The organism is Acidovorax sp. 56, assembly GCF_002749705.1.
Taxonomy (GTDB): Bacteria; Pseudomonadota; Gammaproteobacteria; order Burkholderiales; family Burkholderiaceae_C; genus Acidovorax.
Map to the genome: position 1 here is coordinate 1,084,030 of NZ_PEEV01000001.1, position 21,818 is coordinate 1,105,847.

At 63.2% G+C, this 21,818-nt stretch carries 22 protein-coding genes; 17 read left to right on the plus strand and 5 right to left on the minus strand.

Translation table 11 applies throughout. The features are described 5' to 3' along the window. Window positions 1–21 precede the first annotated feature (21 nt). Window positions 22–225: a hypothetical protein gene (locus CLU88_RS04670; protein WP_099655589.1), complete on the plus strand. Its 204-nt coding sequence runs from the start codon at window positions 22–24 to the stop codon at window positions 223–225. 44 nt (window positions 226–269) lie between these two features. Here the strand turns inward: CLU88_RS04670 and CLU88_RS04675 are convergent, their stop codons facing one another. From CLU88_RS04675 to map, 3 genes are all read right to left on the minus strand, one after another. Continuing rightward, window positions 270–851: an EF-hand domain-containing protein gene (locus tag CLU88_RS04675; protein ID WP_099655590.1), complete on the minus strand. Its 582-nt coding sequence runs from the start codon at window positions 849–851 to the stop codon at window positions 270–272. Between the two features lie 128 nt (window positions 852–979). Next, on the minus strand, window positions 980–1,357 hold the full coding sequence (locus tag CLU88_RS04680) for a PH domain-containing protein (RefSeq protein WP_099655591.1): 378 nt from the start codon (window positions 1,355–1,357) through the stop codon (window positions 980–982). 71 nt (window positions 1,358–1,428) lie between these two features. Beyond that, entirely contained in the window at window positions 1,429–2,196 is a 768-nt protein-coding gene (gene map, locus CLU88_RS04685) for a type I methionyl aminopeptidase (RefSeq protein ID WP_369827595.1), read from the minus strand. A 205-nt stretch (window positions 2,197–2,401) separates the two neighbouring features. On the opposite strand from map, the gene CLU88_RS04690 reads away from it, so the two are divergent. Beyond that, on the plus strand, window positions 2,402–2,560 hold the full coding sequence (locus tag CLU88_RS04690) for a DUF3309 family protein (RefSeq protein ID WP_099655593.1): 159 nt from the start codon (window positions 2,402–2,404) through the stop codon (window positions 2,558–2,560). 39 nt (window positions 2,561–2,599) lie between these two features. Here CLU88_RS04690 and CLU88_RS04695 read toward each other — a convergent pair whose 3' ends face one another. Beyond that, window positions 2,600–3,505, minus strand: coding sequence for a LysR family transcriptional regulator (locus CLU88_RS04695; protein ID WP_099655594.1), 906 nt, complete (start codon window positions 3,503–3,505; stop codon window positions 2,600–2,602). Window positions 3,506–3,726: 221 nt separating this feature from the next. Here CLU88_RS04695 and CLU88_RS04700 point away from each other — a divergent pair, with 221 nt between their 5' ends. From CLU88_RS04700 to CLU88_RS04760, 14 genes are all read left to right on the plus strand, one after another. Beyond that, complete coding sequence (locus CLU88_RS04700) at window positions 3,727–5,250, plus strand: CoA-acylating methylmalonate-semialdehyde dehydrogenase (RefSeq protein WP_099655595.1); 1,524 nt, start codon at window positions 3,727–3,729, stop codon at window positions 5,248–5,250. A gap of 193 nt (window positions 5,251–5,443) precedes the next feature. Then, window positions 5,444–5,866 carry a lysozyme inhibitor LprI family protein gene (locus CLU88_RS04705; protein ID WP_099655596.1) on the plus strand — a complete coding sequence of 141 codons (423 nt, stop codon included), beginning with the start codon at window positions 5,444–5,446 and terminating at the stop codon, window positions 5,864–5,866. 67 nt (window positions 5,867–5,933) lie between these two features. Continuing rightward, window positions 5,934–7,100, plus strand: a complete 1,167-nt coding sequence (locus tag CLU88_RS04710) for an acyl-CoA dehydrogenase family protein (protein WP_099655597.1) — start codon at window positions 5,934–5,936, stop codon at window positions 7,098–7,100. A gap of 83 nt (window positions 7,101–7,183) precedes the next feature. Beyond that, on the plus strand, window positions 7,184–7,660 hold the full coding sequence (locus tag CLU88_RS04715; protein ID WP_099655598.1) for a TfoX/Sxy family protein: 477 nt from the start codon (window positions 7,184–7,186) through the stop codon (window positions 7,658–7,660). Window positions 7,661–7,704: 44 nt separating this feature from the next. Next, window positions 7,705–8,106, plus strand: coding sequence for a DUF488 domain-containing protein (locus CLU88_RS04720; protein WP_099655599.1), 402 nt, complete (start codon window positions 7,705–7,707; stop codon window positions 8,104–8,106). 47 nt (window positions 8,107–8,153) lie between these two features. Continuing rightward, window positions 8,154–9,113: a 3-hydroxyisobutyrate dehydrogenase gene (gene mmsB / locus CLU88_RS04725; protein WP_304528999.1), complete on the plus strand. Its 960-nt coding sequence runs from the start codon at window positions 8,154–8,156 to the stop codon at window positions 9,111–9,113. A gap of 224 nt (window positions 9,114–9,337) precedes the next feature. After that, complete coding sequence (locus CLU88_RS04730) at window positions 9,338–11,005, plus strand: DUF262 domain-containing protein (RefSeq protein ID WP_099655601.1); 1,668 nt, start codon at window positions 9,338–9,340, stop codon at window positions 11,003–11,005. A gap of 135 nt (window positions 11,006–11,140) precedes the next feature. After that, a complete protein-coding gene (locus tag CLU88_RS22695) occupies window positions 11,141–11,566 on the plus strand; it encodes a hypothetical protein (protein ID WP_143225948.1) in 426 nt (141 codons plus the stop codon). Window positions 11,567–11,677: 111 nt separating this feature from the next. Beyond that, the gene (locus tag CLU88_RS04735; protein ID WP_099655602.1) at window positions 11,678–12,085 is read left to right on the plus strand and encodes a DUF2946 family protein; all 408 of its coding nucleotides are present in this window, start codon (window positions 11,678–11,680) and stop codon (window positions 12,083–12,085) included. Window positions 12,086–12,330: 245 nt separating this feature from the next. Continuing rightward, window positions 12,331–14,514, plus strand: a complete 2,184-nt coding sequence (locus CLU88_RS04740; protein ID WP_099658655.1) for a TonB-dependent siderophore receptor — start codon at window positions 12,331–12,333, stop codon at window positions 14,512–14,514. Between the two features lie 207 nt (window positions 14,515–14,721). Further along, window positions 14,722–16,320 (plus strand): ABC transporter substrate-binding protein, encoded by a 1,599-nt coding sequence (locus CLU88_RS04745; RefSeq protein WP_233205373.1) that lies wholly within the window; start codon window positions 14,722–14,724, stop codon window positions 16,318–16,320. Then, window positions 16,317–17,285, plus strand: coding sequence for an ABC transporter permease (locus tag CLU88_RS04750; RefSeq protein WP_099655604.1), 969 nt, complete (start codon window positions 16,317–16,319; stop codon window positions 17,283–17,285). The genes CLU88_RS04745 and CLU88_RS04750 overlap by 4 nt, the downstream gene beginning before the upstream one ends. Beyond that, entirely contained in the window at window positions 17,282–18,160 is an 879-nt protein-coding gene (locus CLU88_RS04755; protein ID WP_369827596.1) for an ABC transporter permease, read from the plus strand. Before CLU88_RS04750 ends, CLU88_RS04755 begins: the two co-directional genes overlap by 4 nt. Then, window positions 18,157–19,608, plus strand: coding sequence for an ABC transporter ATP-binding protein (locus tag CLU88_RS04760; RefSeq protein WP_099655606.1), 1,452 nt, complete (start codon window positions 18,157–18,159; stop codon window positions 19,606–19,608). The genes CLU88_RS04755 and CLU88_RS04760 overlap by 4 nt, the downstream gene beginning before the upstream one ends. Before the next feature lie 153 nt (window positions 19,609–19,761). On the opposite strand, the gene icd is transcribed toward CLU88_RS04760, so the two are convergent. Beyond that, on the minus strand, window positions 19,762–21,021 hold the full coding sequence (icd, locus tag CLU88_RS04765) for an NADP-dependent isocitrate dehydrogenase (RefSeq protein ID WP_099655607.1): 1,260 nt from the start codon (window positions 21,019–21,021) through the stop codon (window positions 19,762–19,764). 292 nt (window positions 21,022–21,313) lie between these two features. Here icd and CLU88_RS04770 point away from each other — a divergent pair, with 292 nt between their 5' ends. Beyond that, a complete protein-coding gene (locus tag CLU88_RS04770) occupies window positions 21,314–21,790 on the plus strand; it encodes a DUF192 domain-containing protein (protein WP_099658656.1) in 477 nt (158 codons plus the stop codon). Window positions 21,791–21,818: the final 28 nt, after the last annotated feature.

A 21,818-nucleotide genomic window follows, 5' to 3' on the forward strand; every position in this document is an offset into this window, starting at 1 on the left:
TTACCACTTCAAGGAAACGAGATGAGCCTGGTGATTCGCGATGCGTCGCCCAGTGAAAAACGAGGCAACGCCATGGCGGCGGCCCTGGCCAAAGAACAGCTGGAGTACGCGATTCAGATCGTTCAGAACGTTCGCCCCCAAAGCGCGGGGGATGGGGCCTTGATCGGTGCGGTCATGCAGGCCATTGCCATGAACTACGCGGCCGTGCCACAGCCCAATCGTTAGAGCGCCCTGCGCTGCTCGCGTGCGCAGCAACGGGCGTTGATGGGCTAAACGGTTTTCACGCCCTTCTTCTCCAGCGCAGCAAACGCTGTGGTCAGCGCGGCAAACTCCTTGGCGCTCACGGCCCCGTCACCTTTGCCATTGCTGGGGCTTGCAACGCCGCCGCTGCCTGCGCCGTCCATCACCTGCATCAATGCTTGAGACAGTTCACTGCCCGCTTTAGAGCCCTGCGTATTGGCCAGCCCCTGCAAAAATTCATCGCGTGAAATGGATCCGTCTTTGTTCGCATCCAGCCCGGTGGCCAGCTGTTCTTTCTGTGCCTCGGTGGCGCCAAACTGGGTGAGCAGCGACTGAAAATCCTGCTTGGAGACAGAGCCCCCCTGGCCCGAGCCCTGCGTACCCCCCGCCCCTGTGGCAGCCGTGGCAACCGCCTGCGCGCTTTGCGTCAGCGCCTTGCCCGCAGCGCCCGCCAACGCCTGGGCCTGTGGGCTCAGGTGCACCACCGAAGCGGGGCCTGCCTCTGCGGTATCCGCAGGCCGTCGCGCAGCGGGCGCTTTGCCTGCGTTGCTGGACGATGCGTTGAAAATCATGGAGGCCACGGAGGCCAAGCCAGAAATAAGGGGGGACATTGCGGTGTGCTCCTGTGGGGCGACAACGCCAGTGCCTTGTTCTCCCCAAGGCCACAGCTTCGCCCAATGCCCCCGAGCGTACGCAAAGGCAGGCCCGGCAATGGCCCGAAAACACCGCGCTTTGCGCCCTACTTCAGCACATAGCTGGCCAGCACCGCCTGCACTTCGTAAATGCTGAGCCGTTTGTTGAACTGCTTTTGAAAGGGGGTGGCGCTGCCAGAGATCCAGATCTTCAACTCTGCATCCAGATCAAAAGTGCCCCCAGTCTCAATGCTGAAATGGGTGATGCTTTTGTACGGCAGCGAGTGGTACTCCACCTTGCTGCCCGTCATGCCCTGCTTGTCCACCAGCACCAGCCGTTTGTTGGTGAACACAAAGTAGTCGCGAATGAGCTGATAGGCATGCTCCACCACTTCGCCCGGTGCCAGCACCTTGGCAAATTCCTGCTGAATCTGCTGCGCATCGATCTTGGAGGCATTGCCCATGACGGCGTCTAACAATCCCATGTGTTTTCTCCTGGGTCAAACTGCTTGAATGGTTGGACGGACATAAACGGAGCCTGCATGGCCTGGGCTAGTCAAGGCCAGGGAGTCAGCACCTCGTGGCCCGTTTCGGTCACCGCCACCATGTGCTCCCACTGGGCAGAAAGCGATCGGTCGCGCGTCACCACGGTCCAGCCGTCGGCCAGCTCCTGGGTGTCGCGCTTGCCTGCGTTGATCATGGGCTCGATGGTGAAGACCATGCCGGGCTCCAGCACCAGCCCCTGGCCGCGCTGGCCGTAGTGCAGCACCTGCGGCTCTTCGTGGTAGGTCTTGCCAATGCCGTGGCCGCAATACTCGCGCACCACGCTAAAGCGCTCGCGGTGCGCCACCGTCTGGATGGCGTGGCCCACATCGCCCAGCGTGGCCCCGGGCTTGACCTGGGCAATGCCTGCCTGCATGGCCTCCAGCGTCGTGTCCACCAGGCGGCGCGCCAGCGGGCTCACGGCGCCCACCAGGTACATGCGACTGGTGTCGCCATACCAGCCGTCCTTGATCACGGCCACGTCGATGTTCAGGATGTCCCCCTCGCGCAGCACCTGCCCTGGCGCAGGGATGCCGTGGCACACCACATGGTTGAGCGAGGTACACACCGTCTTCGGAAACCCCAGGTAGCCCACATTCGCGGGCACCGCCTTTTGCACGTTGACGATGTAGTCATGGCACAGCCGGTCCAGCGCCTCGGTGCTCACGCCGGGGCGCACATGCTCGGCAATCATGTGCAGCACATCGGCCGCCATGCGGCCTGCGGCGCGGGCCATGGCAATGTCTGCGGGGGATTTGATGAGGTGGGGTTTCTTCAGCACAAAGCGTTGGGCACTGCAGCGGCAGTGCCGTGGGTGGAAAAGCGGTGATGGTATGCGCTTGGCTCGGCCATCCCAAGGGCTTTTTGGATTTCGGGGGCGCCCCCAGTGTCGGAAAACCCTGACCCGCATGCGCGCGCACCACCTGCAAGCGCGACTGGCGTCGGCCCCAACAATCCATTTACCGCAACACAACGCACAGGCCGCCATGTCACTCTCACTCATTCTTTTGATCGTCCTCATCCTCATTCTGGTGGGGGCATTGCCCACCTGGGGCCATAGCCGGGCATGGGGCTACGGGCCCAGCGGAGGCGTCGGGCTGGTGGTGCTGATTCTGGTCGTGCTGCTGCTGACGGGCAGGATTTAGGACATAGACACACGGGGTGCACCCGTGAGCACCCCATCGTCACGACCGGGGTGTAACGCCCGGTAGCAACAGGGGTTTGCTTGCAACAGCCGTCTCCCGCAAAAACGCCCAGGTCACCTGCATGCGCGCCAGGTGTTTGGCTTCAGACGGCATGCTCATCCAAAAGGTGCGGGTGAATCGCGCCTCTTCGGGCAGCACGCGCGCCAGTACCGGGTCACGGTCGGCCAAAAATGCGGGCAGCACCGCCAAACCCGCGCCAGCGCGCACCGCTTCGTACTGCGCAGTGATGCTGGTGCTGCGAAAGGCAAACCGCTCAGGCGGGTACAGCGCGTCCAAAAACTGCAGCTCTTTGGTGAACAGCAGGTCGTCCACATAGCTCACAAACGCATGGTGGCGCAGGTCTTCGCGGCACGACACCAAAGGCTTGCGCGCCAGGTATTCGCGCTGGCCATAGAGGTACAGCGCGTAGTCCGACAAACGGCTCACGATCACCGACCCGCGCGTGGGCCGCTCCAGCGATATGACGATGTCCGCCTCGCGCCGCGACAAATGCAGCATGCGCGGCAAAGCCAGCAGGTCGATCGACAGGTGCGGGTGCTTGCGGGTGAGGTGTGCGAGCTGCGGCGCCAAAATCAAGGTGCCAAAGCCCTCGGTGGCCCCCACCCGCACCAAGCCCGAGGGGCCTTCGTGCGACGCCGGTGCCGCGCGCTCGGCCCCCAGCACTGCCGATTCCATCGACTCCACCGCAGGCAGCAACTGCCGCCCGGCCTCTGTCAGCCGATGGCCGCCCGCTTCACGGGCAAACAGGGCCACGCCCATCTGCTTTTCCAGGGCCTGGATGCGGCGGGACACGGTGGTGTGCTCCACCGACAGGCGCCGCGCCGCGCCCGCCAAAGTGCCCAGGCGGGCCAATTCCAAAAAATAGCGCAGGTTGTCCCAGTCCATCCCCAGTCCTTTCACCCACAGCGCTGAACTAGTACTGCAATGCACAGCGCACGAGGTACATCTGTTTGCGGAGCCATCGATGTGCAAATTTGCAGATCAAAAGTGCATTCATTCGTATTGTCTTGCAAATTTTGCACAGCTACGATGCACCCGTTGCGCTTGGAACCGGACGCCTGGAGCCGGAAAGCGCGCCACGCGATAACCCTTTGAGGAGACACACCATGAACGCCCCCACTTCCACGGCCGTGCTGGCCCCCACCGTCAAGCTGCTGATTGGCGGCAAGTTTGTCGAATCCCAAACCACGCAGTGGCGCAACGTGGTGAACCCCGCCACGCAAGAGGTGCTGGCCCGCGTGCCGTTTGCCACGCCTGAAGAAATCAACGCCGCCGTGGCCTCGGGCAAAGAGGCTTTCAAGACCTGGAAGAAAACCCCCATCGGCACGCGTGCCCGCATCTTCTTGAAGCTGCAGCAACTCATCCGCGAAAACATGGCCGAGCTGGCCGCGCTGCTGACGGCCGAGCAAGGCAAGACCCTGCCCGATGCCGAAGGCGATGTGTTCCGCGGCCTGGAGGTGGTGGAGCACGCCGCTGGCATTGGCAACCTGCAACTGGGTGAGCTGGCCAACAACGTGGCCAATGGCGTGGACACCTACACCGTGATGCAGCCGCTGGGCGTGTGCGCGGGCATCACGCCGTTCAACTTTCCGGCCATGATTCCGCTGTGGATGTTCCCCATGGCCATTGCCACAGGCAACACGTTCGTGCTCAAGCCCTCTGAGCAAGACCCCATGGTGACCATGCGCCTGTGCGAGCTGGCGCTCGAAGCGGGCATCCCGCCCGGTGTGCTGAACGTGGTGCATGGCGGCGAAGACGCCGTGAACGCCATTTGCGACCACCCCGATATCAAGGCCATCAGCTTCGTCGGATCGACCAAGGTGGGTACGCATGTGTACAACCGCGCCAGCCTCAACGGCAAGCGCGTGCAATGCATGATGGGCGCCAAGAACCACGCCATCGTGGTGCCCGATGCCAACAAGGAACAAACCCTGAACGCCCTGGCCGGTGCCGCCTTTGGCGCCGCAGGCCAGCGCTGCATGGCCCTGTCGGTGGTCATTCTGGTGGGCGAATCGCAAAAGTGGATTCCCGATCTGGTGGCCAAGGCCAAGACACTGAAGGTGAGCGGCGGCACCGAAAAAGGCACCGACGTGGGCCCCGTCATCTCGTGCGCCGCCCGCGACCGCGTGGTGAGCCTGATCGAGCGCGGCATTGCAGACGGTGCCACGCTGGAGCTGGACGGCCGCAACCCCAGCGTGCCCGGCTACGAAAAGGGCAACTTTGTGGGCCCCACCATCTTCAGCGGCGTCAAGCCCGGCATGTCGATCTACGACCAAGAGATTTTTGGCCCTGTGCTGTGCTTGGCCGCAGCCGATACGCTGGACGATGCCATCGAGTTCATCAACGCCAACCCCAACGGCAACGGCACGGCCATCTTCACGCAAAGCGGCGCAGCAGCGCGCAAGTTCCAGGAAGAGATCGACGTGGGCCAGGTCGGTATCAATGTGCCAATCCCGGTGCCCGTGCCGATCTTCTCGTTCACCGGCTCACGCGCCTCCAAGCTGGGCGACCTGGGCCCCTACGGCAAGCAGGTGGTGATGTTCTACACCCAGACCAAGACCGTGACGGCACGCTGGTTTGACGACAGCACCGTGAGCCAGGGTGTCAACACCACGATCAGCTTGAAGTAACGGTTGCCAAGGGCTTGGTGCGTGCGATGGGCCCCGCCAAACCGCCCGTTCACGCTGAGCCTGTCGAAGCGCCGCGCAAGGCTTCGACAGGCTCAGCCCGAACGGTGGAGGTGTCCACGGGGTTCATTCGCCGTTCAGCCTGAGCTTGTCGAAGGCCCGCGAAACCATGCGTTGGCAGTGTTAAAACCAGGCCATGCAATGCAATCACCCATGGATCAAAGCGGCCCCCTGGCCTGCAACCGCCCTGCTGCTCAGCGCAGCCCTGCTCACCAGCCCCCACGCCCATGCCCAGGCCGGTGCGGCCTGCAAACCCACGGGCACCGTGGCAGAGGTCAATGCCTGCGCCGTGCAAGAGTTTCAAGCGGCAGACACCACCTTGCAAATCCTGTACGAAGACGTGATGCGAGCCCTGTCTGCCCACGAACGCCCGCAACTGCGGCAAGAACATTCCGCCTGGGTGCGCGAGCGCACGGTGCAATGCAAGCGCGAGACCCAAGCCACCGAAACCCAGCCCGAAGGCCCGCGCCTGTACCAACAGTGCCTGACGCGCAAGACGCAAGAGCGGCGCAAAGGCCTGATGCGCTGGCTGAGCAACGACAGCCCGGCCAAGCCCTGAGAACCTGCTCAAAAGACTTGAAGCACCGATTCACCCAAAGCCAAACGACAAAACAAGAGACAACGCCATGGACTTTGAGCTGACCGAAGAACAACGCGCCTTTGCCCAAACGGCCCGCGACTTTGCCCTGGCCGAATTCGCCCCGCACGCCGCAGAGTGGGACGCCGAGGGCATCTTCCCCAAGGACGCCATCGCCAAGGCGGGCGAGCTGGGCTTTTGCGGCCTGTATACGCCCGAAGCCGCAGGCGGCCTTGCCCTGCCCCGCCTGGACGCCACGCTGGTGTTTGAAGAAATGGCGGCCATCGACCCCAGCACCACCGCCTTCATCACCATCCACAACATGGCCACCTGGATGCTGGGCACCTGGGCCACACCCGCCGTGCGCGACCACTGGGGCCCGCTGCTCACCACCGGGCAAAAGCTCGCCAGCTACTGCCTGACCGAGCCCGGCGCAGGCTCAGATGCCGCCTCGCTCAAGACCCGGGCCGAGTTGGTGGGCAACGAATACGTCATCAACGGCAGCAAGGCCTTCATCAGCGGCGCGGGCGCCACCGATGTGCTGGTGCTGATGGCACGCACTGGCGACGCGGCTTCCGGCGCAGGCGGCATCAGCGCTTTTGTGGTGCCCGCCGATGCCCCCGGCATCACCTATGGCAAAAAAGAACACAAGATGGGCTGGAACAGCCAGCCCACCCGCACCATCAGCTTTGACAACGTGCGCATCCCCGCCGACCACCTGCTGGGGCAAGAAGGCGAAGGCTTCAAGATCGCGATGAAAGGCCTGGACGGCGGGCGCATCAACATCGCCACCTGCTCGGTGGGCGCCGCGCAAGGCGCACTCAACGCCGCCCAGCAGTACATGCAAGACCGCAAGCAGTTCGGCAAGCCCATCGCCAGCTTCCAGGCCCTGCAGTTCAAGCTGGCCGACATGGCGACCGAGCTGGTCGCCGCGCGCCAGATGGTGCGGCTGGCTGCCAGCAAGCTCGACGCCGGTGCCCGCGATGCATCCACCTACTGCGCCATGGCCAAGCGCTTTGCCACCGATGCAGGCTTTACCGTGGTGAACGAGGCCCTGCAACTGCACGGCGGCTACGGCTACATCCGCGAATACCCGCTGGAGCGCCTGCTGCGCGACGCCCGCGTGCACCAGATTCTGGAAGGCACCAACGAAATCATGCGCGTCATCATCGCGCGGCGCATGCTGGATGGGGATGCGACGGAGGTGATTCGCTGATGCACACCCCACCAGAACGCTCTGTTTTTGATAGCTGCTTGCGCTTATGCATTAAGCGCTAGAGGCATATTTCACTCAAAGCCATGCCCGCCCGCCCCCTCTCCGACGAAACCCTGCACCTGATCGATGCCCTGCGCACGGCCCTGGCGCAGCGCAGCGATGTGGACGAGCGCACCATGTTCGGCTGCTACTGCTTCTTTGTAGACGGCAAGCTGTGCGTGGGCGTGAAGGGCGATGAGCTGCTGGTGCGCTTGCCGCCCGAGCGGCATGGCGAGTTTCAGGAAATGCAGAACACCCGCGAACTCTCGCCCGGCGGAGGCATGCAGGGCTACTTTTGGGTGGAGCCCAACGGCTACGCCACGCGGGCACAGTGGCGCTTCTGGCTGGACGAAGCCCTGGCCTACAACCCGCATGCCAAGGCATCGCCGCGCAAGAAGAAGGCAAGCACCGCCCCGGCTGCGGCCAAAAAGGCACCCGCCAGCCAAAGCAGCAGCCCCAACGCCAAGCCCAAGAAACCAGCCGCCGCCAAGAAGCACAGCATCTTCGAAGCCGACGACTGATCCGCCCCACCGCCCAACCACCACCCAATCGGAGCCCCACCACCATGCCCCTGCGCATCGTCCGCCTTGGCACCCCACGCGCCGCCGACGAAGGCACGCGCATCGGCACCGTGCGCCGCCCACCGCGTGGCGTGCCCAAGGCCGAGTTCGCCAGCCGCGACTACTACGACGTGTGGTACCCCCTGCTCTCCCCCAGTGCTGACCTGATGGCGCAGGGCCAGCAGGTGACCAGCGGCACCGATGGCGACAAGGCGTGGGAGGCCTTTGTGAAGCAGTTTCGCAAAGAGCTGGCCCAGCCCGAAGCCAGCCGCACACTGGATTTGCTGGCCGCCCTCTCGCACCACAGCGCCCTGTCGCTGGGCTGCTACTGCGAAGACGAGGCGCGCTGCCACCGCTCGGTGCTACGCGCCGAGCTACACAGCCGTGGCGCAGACATCAGCCCTTGAACATCACGTCTCAATTTAAAGCCTTTTTGGCCGCTAGGGCTTGATAAATAAGCGCTAGCAGCTATCAATTTGATACCAAACCCGTTCACTACCGCTACAACTCCAAGGAGACACACACCATGAAAATCGCATTCATCGGCCTGGGCAACATGGGCGGCCCCATGGCACACAACCTGCACAAGGCAGGCCACGAAGTGCGGGCGTTTGACCTGTCCCAACCCGCCCGCGACAAGCTGGCCGCAGACGGCGTGCCCATCGCCGCCGACGCCAAAGCCGCCGTGCAGGGGGCCGAAGTCGTCATCAGCATGCTGCCCGCTAGCCAGCATGTCGAAGGCCTCTTTTTGGGCGCGGGCGACCTGCTGGCCCAGCTGCCCGCAGGCACGCTGGTGATTGACTGCTCAACAATAGCCGCCGCCACCTCCCGCAAAGTGGCCGACGCCGCCCAAGCCAAAGGCGTGGCCTTTATCGACGCCCCCGTCTCCGGCGGCACCGGCGGCGCCATTGCAGGCACCCTTACCTTCATGGTGGGCGGCGACACCGCCGACCTGGAACGCGCCCGCCCCATCCTCGAAAAAATGGGCGCCAACATCTTCCACGCTGGCAGCGTGGGCGCAGGCCAAACGGCCAAGATCTGCAACAACATGCTGCTGGGCATCTTGATGGCAGGCACCAGCGAAGCCATTGCCCTGGGCGTGGCCAACGGCCTGGACCCCAAGGTGCTGAGCGAAATCATGCGCCGCAGCTCGGGCGGCAACTGGGCGCTAGAGAAGTACAACCCCTACCCCGGCGTGATGGAAACCGCACCCGCCAGCAAGGGCTATGCGGGGGGGTTTGGTACGGACCTGATGCTCAAGGATTTGGGGCTGGCGCAGGAGAACGCGATGGCGGTGAAGGCTGCCACGCCGCTGGGGGGCATGGCGCGCAATTTGTATGCGGTGCACAGCCTGGCGGGGCATGGGGGGCTGGATTTTTCCAGCATTATTAGGATGGTGCAGAAGAATGTTTGATCGATAGGGCTACGGCCCTTTGCGGGCAAGAGCGGGCGCTGTGGCATATCGTTACAGCGCCCGTGTGTTTTGCATCCGGGAGTTTTTAGGTTTGCCTAATAGGCGGCGGAATGATTTGGCTGGTCGAACTATGGCAGAATTTTTAATCAGATCCACGGCCGCGTTTGTGGTGTCGTCCATTTCTAGTTAGAGCGCAATTTAAAGCATATTGATCAGGAGGCTCAATGCCACGAGTACAACCAACCCACAAGCAATATCCCCATCTGATTGCAGACATAGAGCGAGGGGATATTAAAATACCGCAATTCCAGCGGGAGTTCGTCTGGGATATAGATAAATCTGCAAAATTGATTGACAGCATCTTAAAGGGATTCCCTATTGGATCATTTATTCTATGGAAAACAAATGACCAACTTCGCTCAGTTCGTGGTTTGGGTCGGGGCAACTTCCCCACCCGTGCTGGAGAAAACGTAAATTACGTACTTGATGGGCAGCAGCGACTCACTAGCATATATTGCTGCCTAACTGGAGCGAAGGTTCAAAGGGAAATCGGCAAAGAGAGTGACTACTCCACCATATATGCAGACCTTGATGCCGATGAGGGTTCAGTTGTGGCCTCTCACTTTACGGAAGCACCCTCAAACGAACGATATATAAAAATCGTAGACCTCTTGTCCGTCAATTTCGAGTTGATTGCAAAGTACACCCCAGAGCGCAGATCAAAGATTCAGAGTTATTACTCAATAATAAGCTCATATAGCTTTCCGATCATCGAGATATCCGACGCCACAATCGATGTGGCCACAGAGATATTCACCAGAATAAATCTGGGCGGAAAGTCATTGACTGTCTTTGAGATTATGGTTGCAAAGACATACGATGAGTCGCTTGATTTTGACTTATCTAAAAAATGTCAATCCCTAAAAGCAAGGCTTGAATCAATAAATTACGAGACAATTTCCGAAACCGCTTTTCTGCAAGTCGGCGCAGCAATTATTACCGGGGACATAACATCGAAATCAATACTGCAAATCAACAAAAATAAATTCATTGATCTTTGGCCAAAAATTGCAGACTCAATCGAACGCGCCTGCGAATACCTTAAAAGCTACAACAGAATTCCTGTATCGCAACTACTCCCATACAATGCGTTTGTAATACCCTACTCTTATTTTTTTTACCATCACCCCGACAGACCCATCGATGCCAAGCAGTCGCTGCTGGAAGACTTTTTTTGGAAATGCGCAATTGGCGCCAGATACTCATCATCGCTTGAATCAAAAACAAATCAAGACCTAAAAAAAATCGATCAAATTCTTAACGGCGCGGAACCTCAATATGAGTGGCAGGTAAGCATAAAACCGTCATCACTCATTGCCAACGGAAAATTCAATGCATCCAAGGCATTTGTAAAGGCCATCTTGTGCCTATATGCCCACCATCAGCCAAAATCTTTTGCGGATGGTGCGCTCGTCAATATATCGAATTACTGGCTAAAGCAAGCAAATTCAAAAAACTACCATCACTTCTTCCCCAGGAAGTCTTCGGCCTGCAAGAACAAGGATGAGCAAATCGTCAACAATGTGTTCAACATAACAATTGTTGATGATTTCCTAAACAAGCGATCAATCAGAGCCAGAAATCCTTCAGATTACATATCTCAATACACAAAAAGTAACCCGAATATAATTCAGGCGCTTGAGTCGCATCTTATTGGTGACATAAAGGATTTTGGAATCACAGATGACTCCGTAGAAACATTCGTTCAGAAGCGAGCAGAGTTGGTCTCAAACGCTCTCTCAAAAAAGATGCGAAATGTGCTTACAGAACTCGATGTTATTAATCAGGAAGAGGAATTGGTAGATCTTGTGGATGAAGAATCGGATGATTAAAAGCTCGCACTCTAACTGACGGCTCAACGCGGACGCCAGGATAGGCCATGCCTTCGGCATTTTTATGGCCCATGTTGGTACCCCGCGCGTTTCGCGCTCTGGCACCGCTTAACCTGAGCGTTATTTATAAAATTTATGAACTGGAAAACTACCGCAGTCGTTGTTCTCGCCGCGTTGGTTGTGCTTATCATCTTTGGTAAGCGCATATCAAAGCGAATGCCAAACTGGGCGCCAGAAAGAAAAAATTCAGCCTCAAGCAAACTTGTAAAACACAATTTTGACTTAAACGATCCTTCGATTGGTGATCCAAAGAGCAAAATGAGTGCTCTTAGTTGGGTTCAGGCTGTAGTTCTCAGACATGCCGACGCTGGGCTGCGCATTCTTTATGCCGAACCAGGTAGAGCGCACTCTGAAGGTGCTAATGGAGAATACTTCCACCAAAAGCGCACTATTGATTCCCTAATCAAAGCTGAATTTTTGCGTCCGTGGAAAGATGGAGGCTTTGTTATCACTGCACTTGGTCATAAAGCTCTTCATACTCTTCCTGAGCGTGGCAATTAGCGCTTTATTCATTTTCAGAGCCAAAACCTCTACACCCCGTCTGTCAACGGTGCTTTCGCAGAGTCGCTCTCCAAACGGTCACCCGCACTTGAGTATGATTCGCATCCCCTCATGCTGCGCCGCACCATCCCCGCCCTGCAACTCCACATCCTGCTTCTGCTGGCCGCGTTGTTCAACGCGCTGGCAGGTGTGCCCCTGCACGAGGCGCGGCACATGCGCGAGGCGGTGCGCAGCGTGCAGGTGGCGACAGCCGCTGCCCAAGGCGCGGAGGCTTTGGCCGCTGCCGAAGCCCGCATGGATGCAGCCAGCGGCGAACAAGACACCGAAGCAACCCACGCCACCTGCGCCTGGTGCCTGACGCATGCGCTGGATGCGGGGCTGGGCCAGCCGCTGGCCTACCAACTGCCTGTGCCCGAGCCGCCGCGCGCGGCGCTGTCCACCACAACGATCACCTTCACGGCCCAGCCCATGCGCTGGCCGTTTGCTGCCAGAGACCCACCGCCAGCCCAGCGGGCCTGACACGGTTCAGGCCTGACGGGGCCAGTGCACGAACCCAGCCCGGTGGGGCGCGGTTTGTGTACATACCCCAGCCAGCTTGCGTCCTTTGACCAGGTCATTGGGCGCCCCCCTTTTTTGCAGCCATGCATTCACCCCGCCGGGGTGCGTGCGGGCATGCGGCTGTTTGCGCGCCACTCCGTTGCGGAGGGGTGCCCTGCCCCGCTGCCCTTTGGCGATTGCATTCATTGCTTTTGGACTGGTTTGCCATGCGTTCTTCTTTGGTTTCTTTTTCTCGCTCATCTACTTCACTCCGTCTGCCGCGCCCCACGCTGACGGCTTTGGCAGTGGCTGCCCTTTTTTCGTCCATTCCCGCCGCCTGGGCCGCAGACGGCGATGTGATCACCCCACCCACAATGTCTGCCGTAGATGTGGTGGGCCGCAGTGCCTCGGGCACCTATTACGCCGACGAGGCCGAGGGGGCCAAGACCAGCCTGCCGCTGCGCGAGCTGCCGCAGTCGGTGCGCGTGATGTCGCGCCAGACACTGGACGACCTGGGCGCTACGCGGCTGGACGATGTGCTGGACTATGTGGGCGGTGTCTCGCGCCAGAACAACTTTGGCGGGCTGTGGGACAACATCGCCATTCGGGGCCTGCCGGGCAACGAGAACACGGGCATGGCGACGCTGCTCAACGGGTTTTCGTCCAACCGGGGTTTCAACGCGCCGCGCGACTTGGCGGGGGTGGAGCGGGTGGAGTTTTTGAAAGGCCCCGCCGCCGCGCTGTATGGCAGCAGCGAGCCCGGCGGCACGCTCAACATCGTGAGCAAAAAGCCGCTGTGGAAGGCGACGCATTCGGTCGAAGCCTACGCGGGCAGCCACGGGCTGGGCCGTGCGGCGCTGGACACGACGGGCCCCATCTCTGACAACCTGGCCTACCGCCTGAACGTGGCGGTGGAAGACAAGGGCAGCTTTCGCGACCAGGTGCGCGCGCAGCGCCAGGTGGTGGCCCCGGCGTTTACCTGGAAGCTCTCGCCCAACACGGTGCTCGAATACACCTCTGAATACCTGCGCCACGCCACGCCGCTGGACCGGGGCGTGGTGGCTGTGAACAACCAACTGGGCGCGGTGCCTGTGAGCCGCTTTTTGGGCGAGCCTGCCGATGGCGATGTGACGGTGACCAACCAGACGCACCAGCTGGTGCTGTCGCACGAGTGGAATGCCGACTGGCGCAGCCGCACGGGCCTGTCGTACCGCGAAACAGGGCTGAAGGGCTTTTCGACCGAGGCCAGCGCGCTGCAGGCCGACGGCCGCACCTTGCGGCGCCAGCGCCGTTACCGCGACTTTCAGTCGGACGACGTAGCGCTGCAGGCCGAACTGCAGGGCACCGTGCGGGCGGGCGGGCTGGAGCAAGAGGTGCTGGTGGGCGTGGAGAGCTACCGCTTTCACATGGATTCGCTGATGCTGCGCGCCAACCCCAGCGCCAGCGCGCCCTACGCCATTGACATCTTCAACCCCGTGTACGGCCAGGCGCAGCCCACACCCGGGCGCAACACCGATACGCGTGAGAAGCAGCGCAACACCGCGCTGTATGTGCAAGACACCGTGAAGCTGGGCGAGCAGTGGCGCGTGATGGCCGGGCTGCGGGCCGACAACTACGACCAGAGCCTGCAAAACCGCCTGAACGCGACGACCACCGTGCAAACCCCCTCGGCCGTGTCGCCGCGCCTGGGCGTGAGCTGGCTGCCCGCGCAGGGCTTTACGGTGTATGCCAACGCGGGCAAGTCCTTCCGCCCCAACACGGGCAGCGATGCGGCAGGCAATGCCTTTACCCCCGAAAAGGCCCGCGCCCTGGAACTGGGCGCCAAGTGGGAAAGCGCCGACCAGCGCCTGGGCGCCACGGCGGCGCTGTTTGACATCACCAAGCGCAACGTGCTGACCAGCGACCCGCTGAACGCGGGCTTCTCGGCCGCTGCAGGCGAGGTGCGCAGCCGGGGGCTGGAGCTGGACGTGGCGGGCCGCCTGAGTGCCCACTGGCGCCTGAACGCCAGCCTGGTCTTCAACGACGTGGAAGTGAGCCGCGACAACACGCTGGAGGTGGGCGGGCGCCTGCTGAACGTGCCCAAGGTGAACGGCAGCGTGCTGGCCGTGTACGAAGACGCCTTGGCCAACGGCCAGCGCTGGGGCCTGGGCGGTGGCGTGACCTACATGGGCAAGCGCCTAGGCCAGGCCCGCACGCAGGCCGAGGCCAATGCAGGCACTGCCGCGTTCGACCTGCCCAGCTACACCACGGCCAAGTTGCTGGCCTATTGGCGCCTGAGCCCCACGGTGAACCTGACGCTGGACGTGGACAACCTGTTCGACAAGGTGCACTACACCAGCTCGTACAGCCGCGTGTGGGTGACGCCTGGGGCGCTGCGCACCGTGACGGTGGGGCTGCAGGCCAAGTTCTGACACTGGCTCTGGCCATCAAGCACTGCAGCTACGCCATGCCCGCTCGCGTTCCATCGTCCGTTCGGGCTGAGCCCGTCAAAGCCAGGGCACAGAGGCCGTTCAGGCCCCTCGACAGGCTCAGCGTGAACGGGCAGGGAATGGGCGGGCATGGGCAAGTTGCCTTCGCACGCCGCCCAACCTCTCTCAAACACAAACCAGGAGATTTTTTTGAAACACGGCTTCAAGCCCGCCCCGCCACCGCAGGGCTGCACACGCCGCGCTGCGCTGCAAACGGCCAGCGCCTGCATTACCGCAGGCGCGGCCCCCTGGGCGCTGGCCCAGGGCGGCGCAGTCCCGGCCACCTTGCAAATCGTGGGCCCGTGGGAGTTCACCAGCCTCTCACCCGCCAGCAGCGGCTTCATGCTGCTGAACCTGCAGGTGTGCGAAACCCTGCTGGGCGCCAGCGACAACGGCCGCCCGCAGCCCGCGCTGGCCGAGCGCTGGCAGGTGTCTGCCGATGGGCTGGCCTGGCAGTTCACGCTGCGGCCCGGTGCGCGCTTTCACAACGGCAACCGGGTCACCGCGCAGGCCGTGGTGCAAAGCCTGCAGCGCGCCCAAAAGGCGCCCGCCTTGCTCAGCAACGCGCCCATCACCGCCATCACCGCCGAGGGGGATGGCGCACTGCGCATTCGCCTGGCCCGCCCGCACAACGCCCTGGCCGCCCAGTTGGCGCACTACAGCACGCTGGTGCTGGCGCCCGAGAGCTATGGCGCAGACGGCAAGGTGCAGCGCATCATTGGCAGCGGCCCCTATCGCATCGCCAAGCTGGTGCCGCCCCAGCAGGTGGAGACCGAGGCGTTTGACGACTATGACCGCCCCGCCTCCACGCCCGCCCCTGCGATACGCAGCGTGGCCTACCTGGCCGCTGGCCGCGCCGAAACGCGGGCGCTGATGGTGGAAGGCGGCCAGGCCCACCTGGCCTATGGGCTGGACCCGGCCAGCCTGCGGCGGCTCAAGCGCCATGCCAAGGTGGGCATTTCGTCGGTCACGCTGCCGCGCACCGTCATCGTCAAGCTCAATGCCACGCTGCCCGGCCTGCAAGACGTGCGCGTGCGCCAGGCGCTGAGCCTGAGCATTGACCGTGCAGGCATTGCCCAGGCCCTGATGGGCGACGAAGCCCTGGCCGCCACGCAGCTGCTGCCCCCCACGCTGGCCGACTGGCACCACCCGACCCTGCCCCCGCTGCGGCACGACCCCGAAACCGCCCAGCGCCTGCTGCGCGAAGCGGGCTGGCAGCGCCACGCCGACGGCCTGCGCGGGCCAGACGGGCAGCCGCTGACCTTGGCGATACGCACCTTTTTAGACCGCCCCGAACTGCCGCTGGTGGCCACCGCCCTACAAGAGCAGTGGCGCCTGGCGGGCATTGCCGTGAAGGTGCAGATCGGCAACTCGGGCGACATCCCCATGGGCCACCGCGACGGCACGCTGCAGCTGGCCCTGGCTGCACGCAACTACACCAATGTGCCCGACCCGGCGGGCACGCTGGCGGGCGATTTTTCTGCCCAAGGCGGCGACTGGGGCGCCATGGGCTGGCACAGCGATGCCGTGGTGCAAGCCCTGGCCGAGCTGATGCGCAGCACGCCCGATGCGCGCCGTGCGCAGGCGCTGCGCGCCACCGTCACGCAAACGCTGCAAGACGAACTACCCGTCATCCCCATCGCCTGGTACCGCCAGCACGTGGCCGTGAACCGCCGCCTGCAAGGCGTGTCGCTGGACCCGCTGGAGCGCAACTACCGGCTCACTGAGATGCATTGGAGCAACGCATGAATCTTTCCCTTCGCAACCCCTGGCTGCACATGCTGGGGCGGCGCGGTCTGCAGGTGGTGGCGCTGGCGCTCATCATCGGCACGCTGTGCTTTTTTATGGTGCGCGCGCTGCCGGGCGACCTGGCCATGCGCGTGGCCGCCAGCCGCTATGGGCTGGACCTGGTCAGCGGCGCGGCAGCCGACACGGTGCGCGCCGAGCTGGGGCTGAACCAGAGCGCCCTGCAAGGCCTGCTGGGCTGGTGGCGCGACATGGCCACGCTGAACCTGGGCCAGTCGCTCATCACCCAGCGGCCGGTGTGGGTGGAGGTGGCCCACCACCTGGGCGCCACGCTGCGCCTGTCTGCCGCCGCGCTGGCGGTGGCCCTGGCCGTGGGGGTGCCCCTGGGCCTGTGGGCAGGCCTGCGTCCCGGGGGTGTGGCCGACCGCGCCAGTTGGGCGCTGGCCGTGGTGCTGCGTGGCACGCCGCCGTTTTTGCTGTCGGTGCTGCTGATGCTGCTGGTGGCAGTGCACTGGGGCTTTTTGCCCGTGGCGGGCGACGACGACAGCGCCAGCCTGGTGCTGCCTGCGATGGCGCTGGGCCTGGGCCTGGGTGCAGGCCTTGCCCGCGTCACGCGCAGTGCCATGCAAGAGGTGGCCCAATCGCCCGCGTTTGAATTTGCCCGCACCAAGGGGCTGAGCGACCTGCAAGCCGTGCTGCGCCACGGCCTGCGCGCCGCCGCGGTGCCCGTGGTGGCCTACCTGGGCGTGCAGACGCTGTTTTTGGTGGAAGGCGCGCTGGTGGTAGAGACGCTGTTTGCCTGGCCCGGTATTGGCCATGCGCTGGTGCACGCCATCTTTGGGCGCGACATCCCCGTGGTGCAAGGCGCGGCGCTGGCGATGGCGCTGCTGTTTGTGGTGTTCAATCTGCTGCTCGATGCAGCCTGCGTGGCGCTGGACCCACGCCAACAACGGGGGGTGGCCGCATGACCGCACCGCATACGATGACGACCACCCCTGCGGAGGTGGCTGCGGCCACACCGCCACTGTCACGGCCCTCCATGGGCACAGCAAAACCCGCTGCTTCGTGGCAGCAACGCACGGGCCTGGTGCTGATGGGGCTGCTGGCCCTGTGGGCGCTGCTGGGCCCCTGGCTGGTGGGCGCCAGCCCCATTGAGCAGAACCTGCGCAACCAGCTGGCCCACCCCGGCGCAGCGCACTGGCTGGGCACGGATGTGCTAGGCCGCTCGTGGCTGGCGCGGCTGGCGCATGCCACGCAGCTCTCATTAGGTATGGCGCTGCTGGCGGCCTTGAGTGCGGCCGTGCCCGGCACCCTGCTGGGCGTACTGGCCGCGTGGCGCGGCGGGCGCACCGAGCGGATGCTGCTCATGCTGGCCGACGCGGTGCTGGCCATTCCTGGCCTGCTGCTGGTGCTGCTGATTGCGGCGCTGGCCCCCGGCCAGCTGTGGGCGCTGTATGTGGGCATGGCGACTGCGCTGTGGGTCGAATACTTTCGCGTGTGCCGCGCCATGGCGCGGCCCGTGCTGGCGGGCGATGCGGTGCAGGCATCGCGCCTGCTGGGCTTTGGCCGGGCGTATGTGCTGCGCCGCCACCTGCTGCCCGCGCTGGCGCCCACACTGGGCACGCTGCTGGCCTTCACCACCGCGCAGGCGGTGCTGGCGCTGGCGGCGCTGGGCTTTGTGGGCGTGGGCGCACAGGCCCCTACGGCCGAGCTGGGCCTGATGATCACCGAGGCCATGCCTTATTACGAAGAAGCCCCGTGGCTGATCGCCGCCCCCACTGCCGTGCTGCTGTGGCTGGTAGCCGCCATGATGCTCATCCAACCCGAGCGGGAGGCCGCATGACCCAAGCAATCCACGCAACCCAACCAACCCATGCCACCACCGCCCTGCTGGTGGTGGACAACCTGGCCATCCATGTGGGCGACCGCGCCCTGCTGCAGGGCATTTCGTTCCGGCTGCATGCCGGCGAGGCGCTGAGCCTGGTGGGTGAAAGCGGCGCGGGCAAGTCGCTGCTGGCCCAGGCCATCATGGGCAACCTGCCGCCTGCACTGCGGGCATCGGGCGCCATCACCATCGACGGCGTGACGACCCTTGCCGAAGACGCCAGCGCCCGCCGCGCCCTGTGGGGCCGCAAGCTGGCCCTGCTGCCGCAGGAGCCGTCGGTGGCCCTCAACCCCTTTCAGCGCGTGGCGCCGCAACTGGCCGAGGTCTATGCCCTGCTGCACGCGCAGCCGCCTGCCGATGCCGCTGAACGTGCGCAGCAAGAGCTGGCCCGCGCTGGCCTGGGCCAGGCCACAGGGCACTACCCCTGGCAACTGTCGGGCGGCATGGCGCAGCGGGCGGTGGCTGCCATCACCCTGGCAGGCGGTGCACCGGTGCTGATGGTGGACGAGCCCACCAAGGGGCTGGACAACCACTGGCGTGACCGCACGGTGGCGCTGTTCCGTGGCGTGCTGCAAGCGGGCGGCTGCCTGCTGGCCATCACCCACGACATGGCCGTGGCGCAGGCGCTGGGCGGCCAGGTCATCGTGCTGCGGCACGGGCAGGCGGTGGAACAAGGCCGCATCGACGAGGTGGTGGCGCAGCCCGCGCACCCCTTCACCCGCCAGTTGATGGACGCCGACCCGGCCCGCTGGCTGCCGTTTGCCGCGCCGCAGGTGGGCGAGCGCGTGGTGCAGGCGCAGGGTATTTCCAAAGCCTATGGCGCGCAGCAGCTGTTTGCGCCCATGGACCTGCACATTCACAGCGGCGAGCGCGTGGCCGTGCAAGGCCCCAGCGGCACAGGCAAGAGCACGCTGGGCAATGTGCTGCTGGGCCTGCTGCGGCCCGACACGGGCCGCGTGGCCCGCAATGCAGGCCTGCGCCCGCATGCGTTCCAGAAGCTGTACCAGGACCCGGTGGGTTCGTTTGCCCCGCACATCAGCCTGGCCCAGTCACTGCGCGATGCCGCCCGGCTGCACCGCTGCGAGTGGAAAGCGGTGCAGCGGCGGCTGGAGCAACTGCGCGTGCCTGAGAGCCTGCTGGAGCGCAAGCCCGAGCAAGTGTCGGGCGGCGAGCTGCAGCGCATTGCCCTGGCCCGCGTGCTGGTGGCGCAGCCTGCGCTGTTGTTTGCCGACGAGCCCACCTCGCGCCTGGACCCGATCACGCAGCAAGAGGCCATGCACATCCTGCTGAGCGCCACCCAAGAGACCGGTGCCGCGCTGATGCTGGTGACCCATGACGAACACTTGGCGGCTGCGGTGGCGACACGGAGAATTGGGCTCAAAGCGGAGACACAGGCTGGCCACTGATTGCTATCAATAAAATAGCTGCTTGCGCTTGTCCATCAAGCGCTGGAGGCCAAAAATAATAAAAGCCCCCTGCAGTCATGGACTGCAGGGGGCTTTTGCTGTGAAGCCTGTTCTGCAGGCGGCGGGATTTGCCAAAGCCAGCCCGCATGCACCTCACATCTGGTCGATCATCACCTGACCAAAGCCCGAGCAGCTCACCTGCGTGGCGCCATCCATCAGGCGGGCAAAGTCATACGTCACTTTCTTGCTGCCAATGGCTTTTTCCAGCGACTTCAGGATCAGGTCGGCCGCTTCCTTCCAGCCCATGTGGCGCAGCATCATCTCGGCCGAGAGGATTTCGGAGCCGGGGTTCACATAGTCCTTGCCCGCGTATTTGGGCGCGGTGCCATGGGTGGCTTCAAAGCAGGCGACCGAGTCGGACATGTTGGCGCCCGGCGCAATGCCGATGCCGCCCACCTGCGCGGCCAGCGCGTCAGAGATGTAGTCGCCGTTCAAGTTGAGCGTGGCCACCACCGAGTACTCGGCAGGGCGCAGCAAAATCTGCTGCAGGAAGGCATCGGCAATGCTGTCCTTGATGGTGATTTCCTTGCCCGTGTTGGGGTTGGCAAACTTGCACCATGGGCCGCCGTCGATCAGCTCGGCACCGAACTCCTTCTGCGCCAGGGCGTAGGCCCAGTCGCGGAAGCCCCCTTCGGTGTACTTCATGATGTTGCCCTTGTGCACGATGGTCACGTTGGGCTTGTTGTGGTCGATGGCGTACTGGATGGCCTTGCGCACCAGGCGCTCCGTGCCCTCGCGCGAGACGGGCTTGATGCCGATGCCCGAGGTGTTGGGGAAGCGGATTTTGGTGGCGCCCAGCTCGTTCTGCAAGAACGCGATGAGCTTCTTGGCCTTGTCGGATTCGGCGGGAAATTCAATGCCTGCGTAGATGTCTTCCGAGTTCTCGCGGAAGATGACCATGTTGGTCTTCTCGGGCTCTTTGAGGGGCGACGGCACGCCCTTGAAGTACTGCACGGGGCGCAGGCACACGTACAAGTCCAGCTCTTGGCGCAGGGCCACGTTCAGTGAACGGATGCCGCCGCCCACGGGCGTGGTGAGCGGGCCCTTGATGGACACCACATAGTCGCGCACCGCCTGCAGAGTCTCGTCGGGCAGCCACACGTCGGGGCCATAGATGCGGGTGGCTTTTTCGCCCGCGAACACTTCCATCCACTGGATCTTGCGCTGGCCGCCGTACGACTTGGCCACAGCTGCATCCACCACCTTGATCATCACGGGCGTGATGTCACGGCCCACGCCATCGCCTTCAATGAAAGGGATGATGGGCTGGTCGGGCACGTTCAGCGACATGTCGGCGTTGACGGTGATCTTCTGCCCCTCGGCAGGAACCTGGATGTGCTGGAAAGCGGTCATGTACGGAGGTCTCCGGTGAGGACTGAGTCGGGCTCAGCCAAGGATTGAGAGGGTGCCACCTGCGCGGCCCATTTTTCATTTTAGGCCCGTTCTCAGCACCCCTTGTCAGGCCACGTGCACCCTGTGTCGCCTTGCGGAACCTGTGGCGCGCAGCCGCCTCCAAGCGCCAGCACAGTGTGTTGCCAAGCCGTTTCATCGAAGCCTCCCCAACTTGGATCAAAATGCCCAGCATGCTGCGCAACGAGCCATCTTTGCGCCCTCACCCCGCCAACTGCCTGAATCCAAAGACCCCATGCCAAGTCCTTTGCTCTCTTCCCCCCGGCTGCTGATCGCAGGCCTGATCACCTTGGCTGCTGCGCTGCCAGCCAGCGCCCAAAACCAGCCCCAGATGAATCTGCAGCGCGTGGAAATCACCGCAGGCATGCACCGCATCGATGCCCAGGTGGCTGCAGCCCCGCAGGAGCGCCAAACCGGCCTGATGCACCGCAAGGAAATGCCAGTGCACGAGGGCATGCTGTTTGTCTTTGAGCAGCCCGCCACGCAGTGCTTCTGGATGAAGAACACGCTGCTGCCGCTGACGGCGGCCTTTGTGGCCGATGACGGCACCATCGTGAACCTGGCCGACATGAAGCCACAGACCGAGGACTCGCACTGCTCGGCCAAGCCGGTGCGCTACGTGCTGGAAATGAACCAGGGCTGGTTTGCCCAAAAAGGCATCAAGCCAGGCAGCAAGCTGGTGAGCGCTGCGGTGTTCAGCACCAAGAAATAACCGGCCAATCCACAAACGGCAAACAAGC

Bases quoted from the DNA above. Each gene is read 5' to 3' on its own strand.
- CLU88_RS04670 (WP_099655589.1), top strand. From the start codon at position 22: ATGAGCCTGGTGATTCGCGATGCGTCGCCCAGTGAAAAACGAGGCAAC.
- CLU88_RS04675 (WP_099655590.1), bottom strand. From the start codon at position 851: ATGTCCCCCCTTATTTCTGGCTTGGCCTCCGTGGCCTCCATGATTTTC.
- CLU88_RS04680 (WP_099655591.1), bottom strand. From the start codon at position 1,357: ATGGGATTGTTAGACGCCGTCATGGGCAATGCCTCCAAGATCGATGCG.
- CLU88_RS04690 (WP_099655593.1), top strand. From the start codon at position 2,402: ATGTCACTCTCACTCATTCTTTTGATCGTCCTCATCCTCATTCTGGTG.
- CLU88_RS04695 (WP_099655594.1), bottom strand. From the start codon at position 3,505: ATGGACTGGGACAACCTGCGCTATTTTTTGGAATTGGCCCGCCTGGGC.
- CLU88_RS04700 (WP_099655595.1), top strand. From the start codon at position 3,727: ATGAACGCCCCCACTTCCACGGCCGTGCTGGCCCCCACCGTCAAGCTG.
- CLU88_RS04705 (WP_099655596.1), top strand. From the start codon at position 5,444: ATGCAATGCAATCACCCATGGATCAAAGCGGCCCCCTGGCCTGCAACC.
- CLU88_RS04710 (WP_099655597.1), top strand. From the start codon at position 5,934: ATGGACTTTGAGCTGACCGAAGAACAACGCGCCTTTGCCCAAACGGCC.
- CLU88_RS04715 (WP_099655598.1), top strand. From the start codon at position 7,184: ATGCCCGCCCGCCCCCTCTCCGACGAAACCCTGCACCTGATCGATGCC.
- CLU88_RS04720 (WP_099655599.1), top strand. From the start codon at position 7,705: ATGCCCCTGCGCATCGTCCGCCTTGGCACCCCACGCGCCGCCGACGAA.
- CLU88_RS04730 (WP_099655601.1), top strand. From the start codon at position 9,338: ATGCCACGAGTACAACCAACCCACAAGCAATATCCCCATCTGATTGCA.
- CLU88_RS22695 (WP_143225948.1), top strand. From the start codon at position 11,141: ATGAACTGGAAAACTACCGCAGTCGTTGTTCTCGCCGCGTTGGTTGTG.
- CLU88_RS04735 (WP_099655602.1), top strand. From the start codon at position 11,678: ATGCTGCGCCGCACCATCCCCGCCCTGCAACTCCACATCCTGCTTCTG.
- CLU88_RS04740 (WP_099658655.1), top strand. From the start codon at position 12,331: ATGCGTTCTTCTTTGGTTTCTTTTTCTCGCTCATCTACTTCACTCCGT.
- CLU88_RS04750 (WP_099655604.1), top strand. From the start codon at position 16,317: ATGAATCTTTCCCTTCGCAACCCCTGGCTGCACATGCTGGGGCGGCGC.
- CLU88_RS04755 (WP_369827596.1), top strand. From the start codon at position 17,282: ATGACCGCACCGCATACGATGACGACCACCCCTGCGGAGGTGGCTGCG.
- CLU88_RS04760 (WP_099655606.1), top strand. From the start codon at position 18,157: ATGACCCAAGCAATCCACGCAACCCAACCAACCCATGCCACCACCGCC.
- icd (WP_099655607.1), bottom strand. From the start codon at position 21,021: ATGACCGCTTTCCAGCACATCCAGGTTCCTGCCGAGGGGCAGAAGATC.
- CLU88_RS04770 (WP_099658656.1), top strand. From the start codon at position 21,314: ATGCCAAGTCCTTTGCTCTCTTCCCCCCGGCTGCTGATCGCAGGCCTG.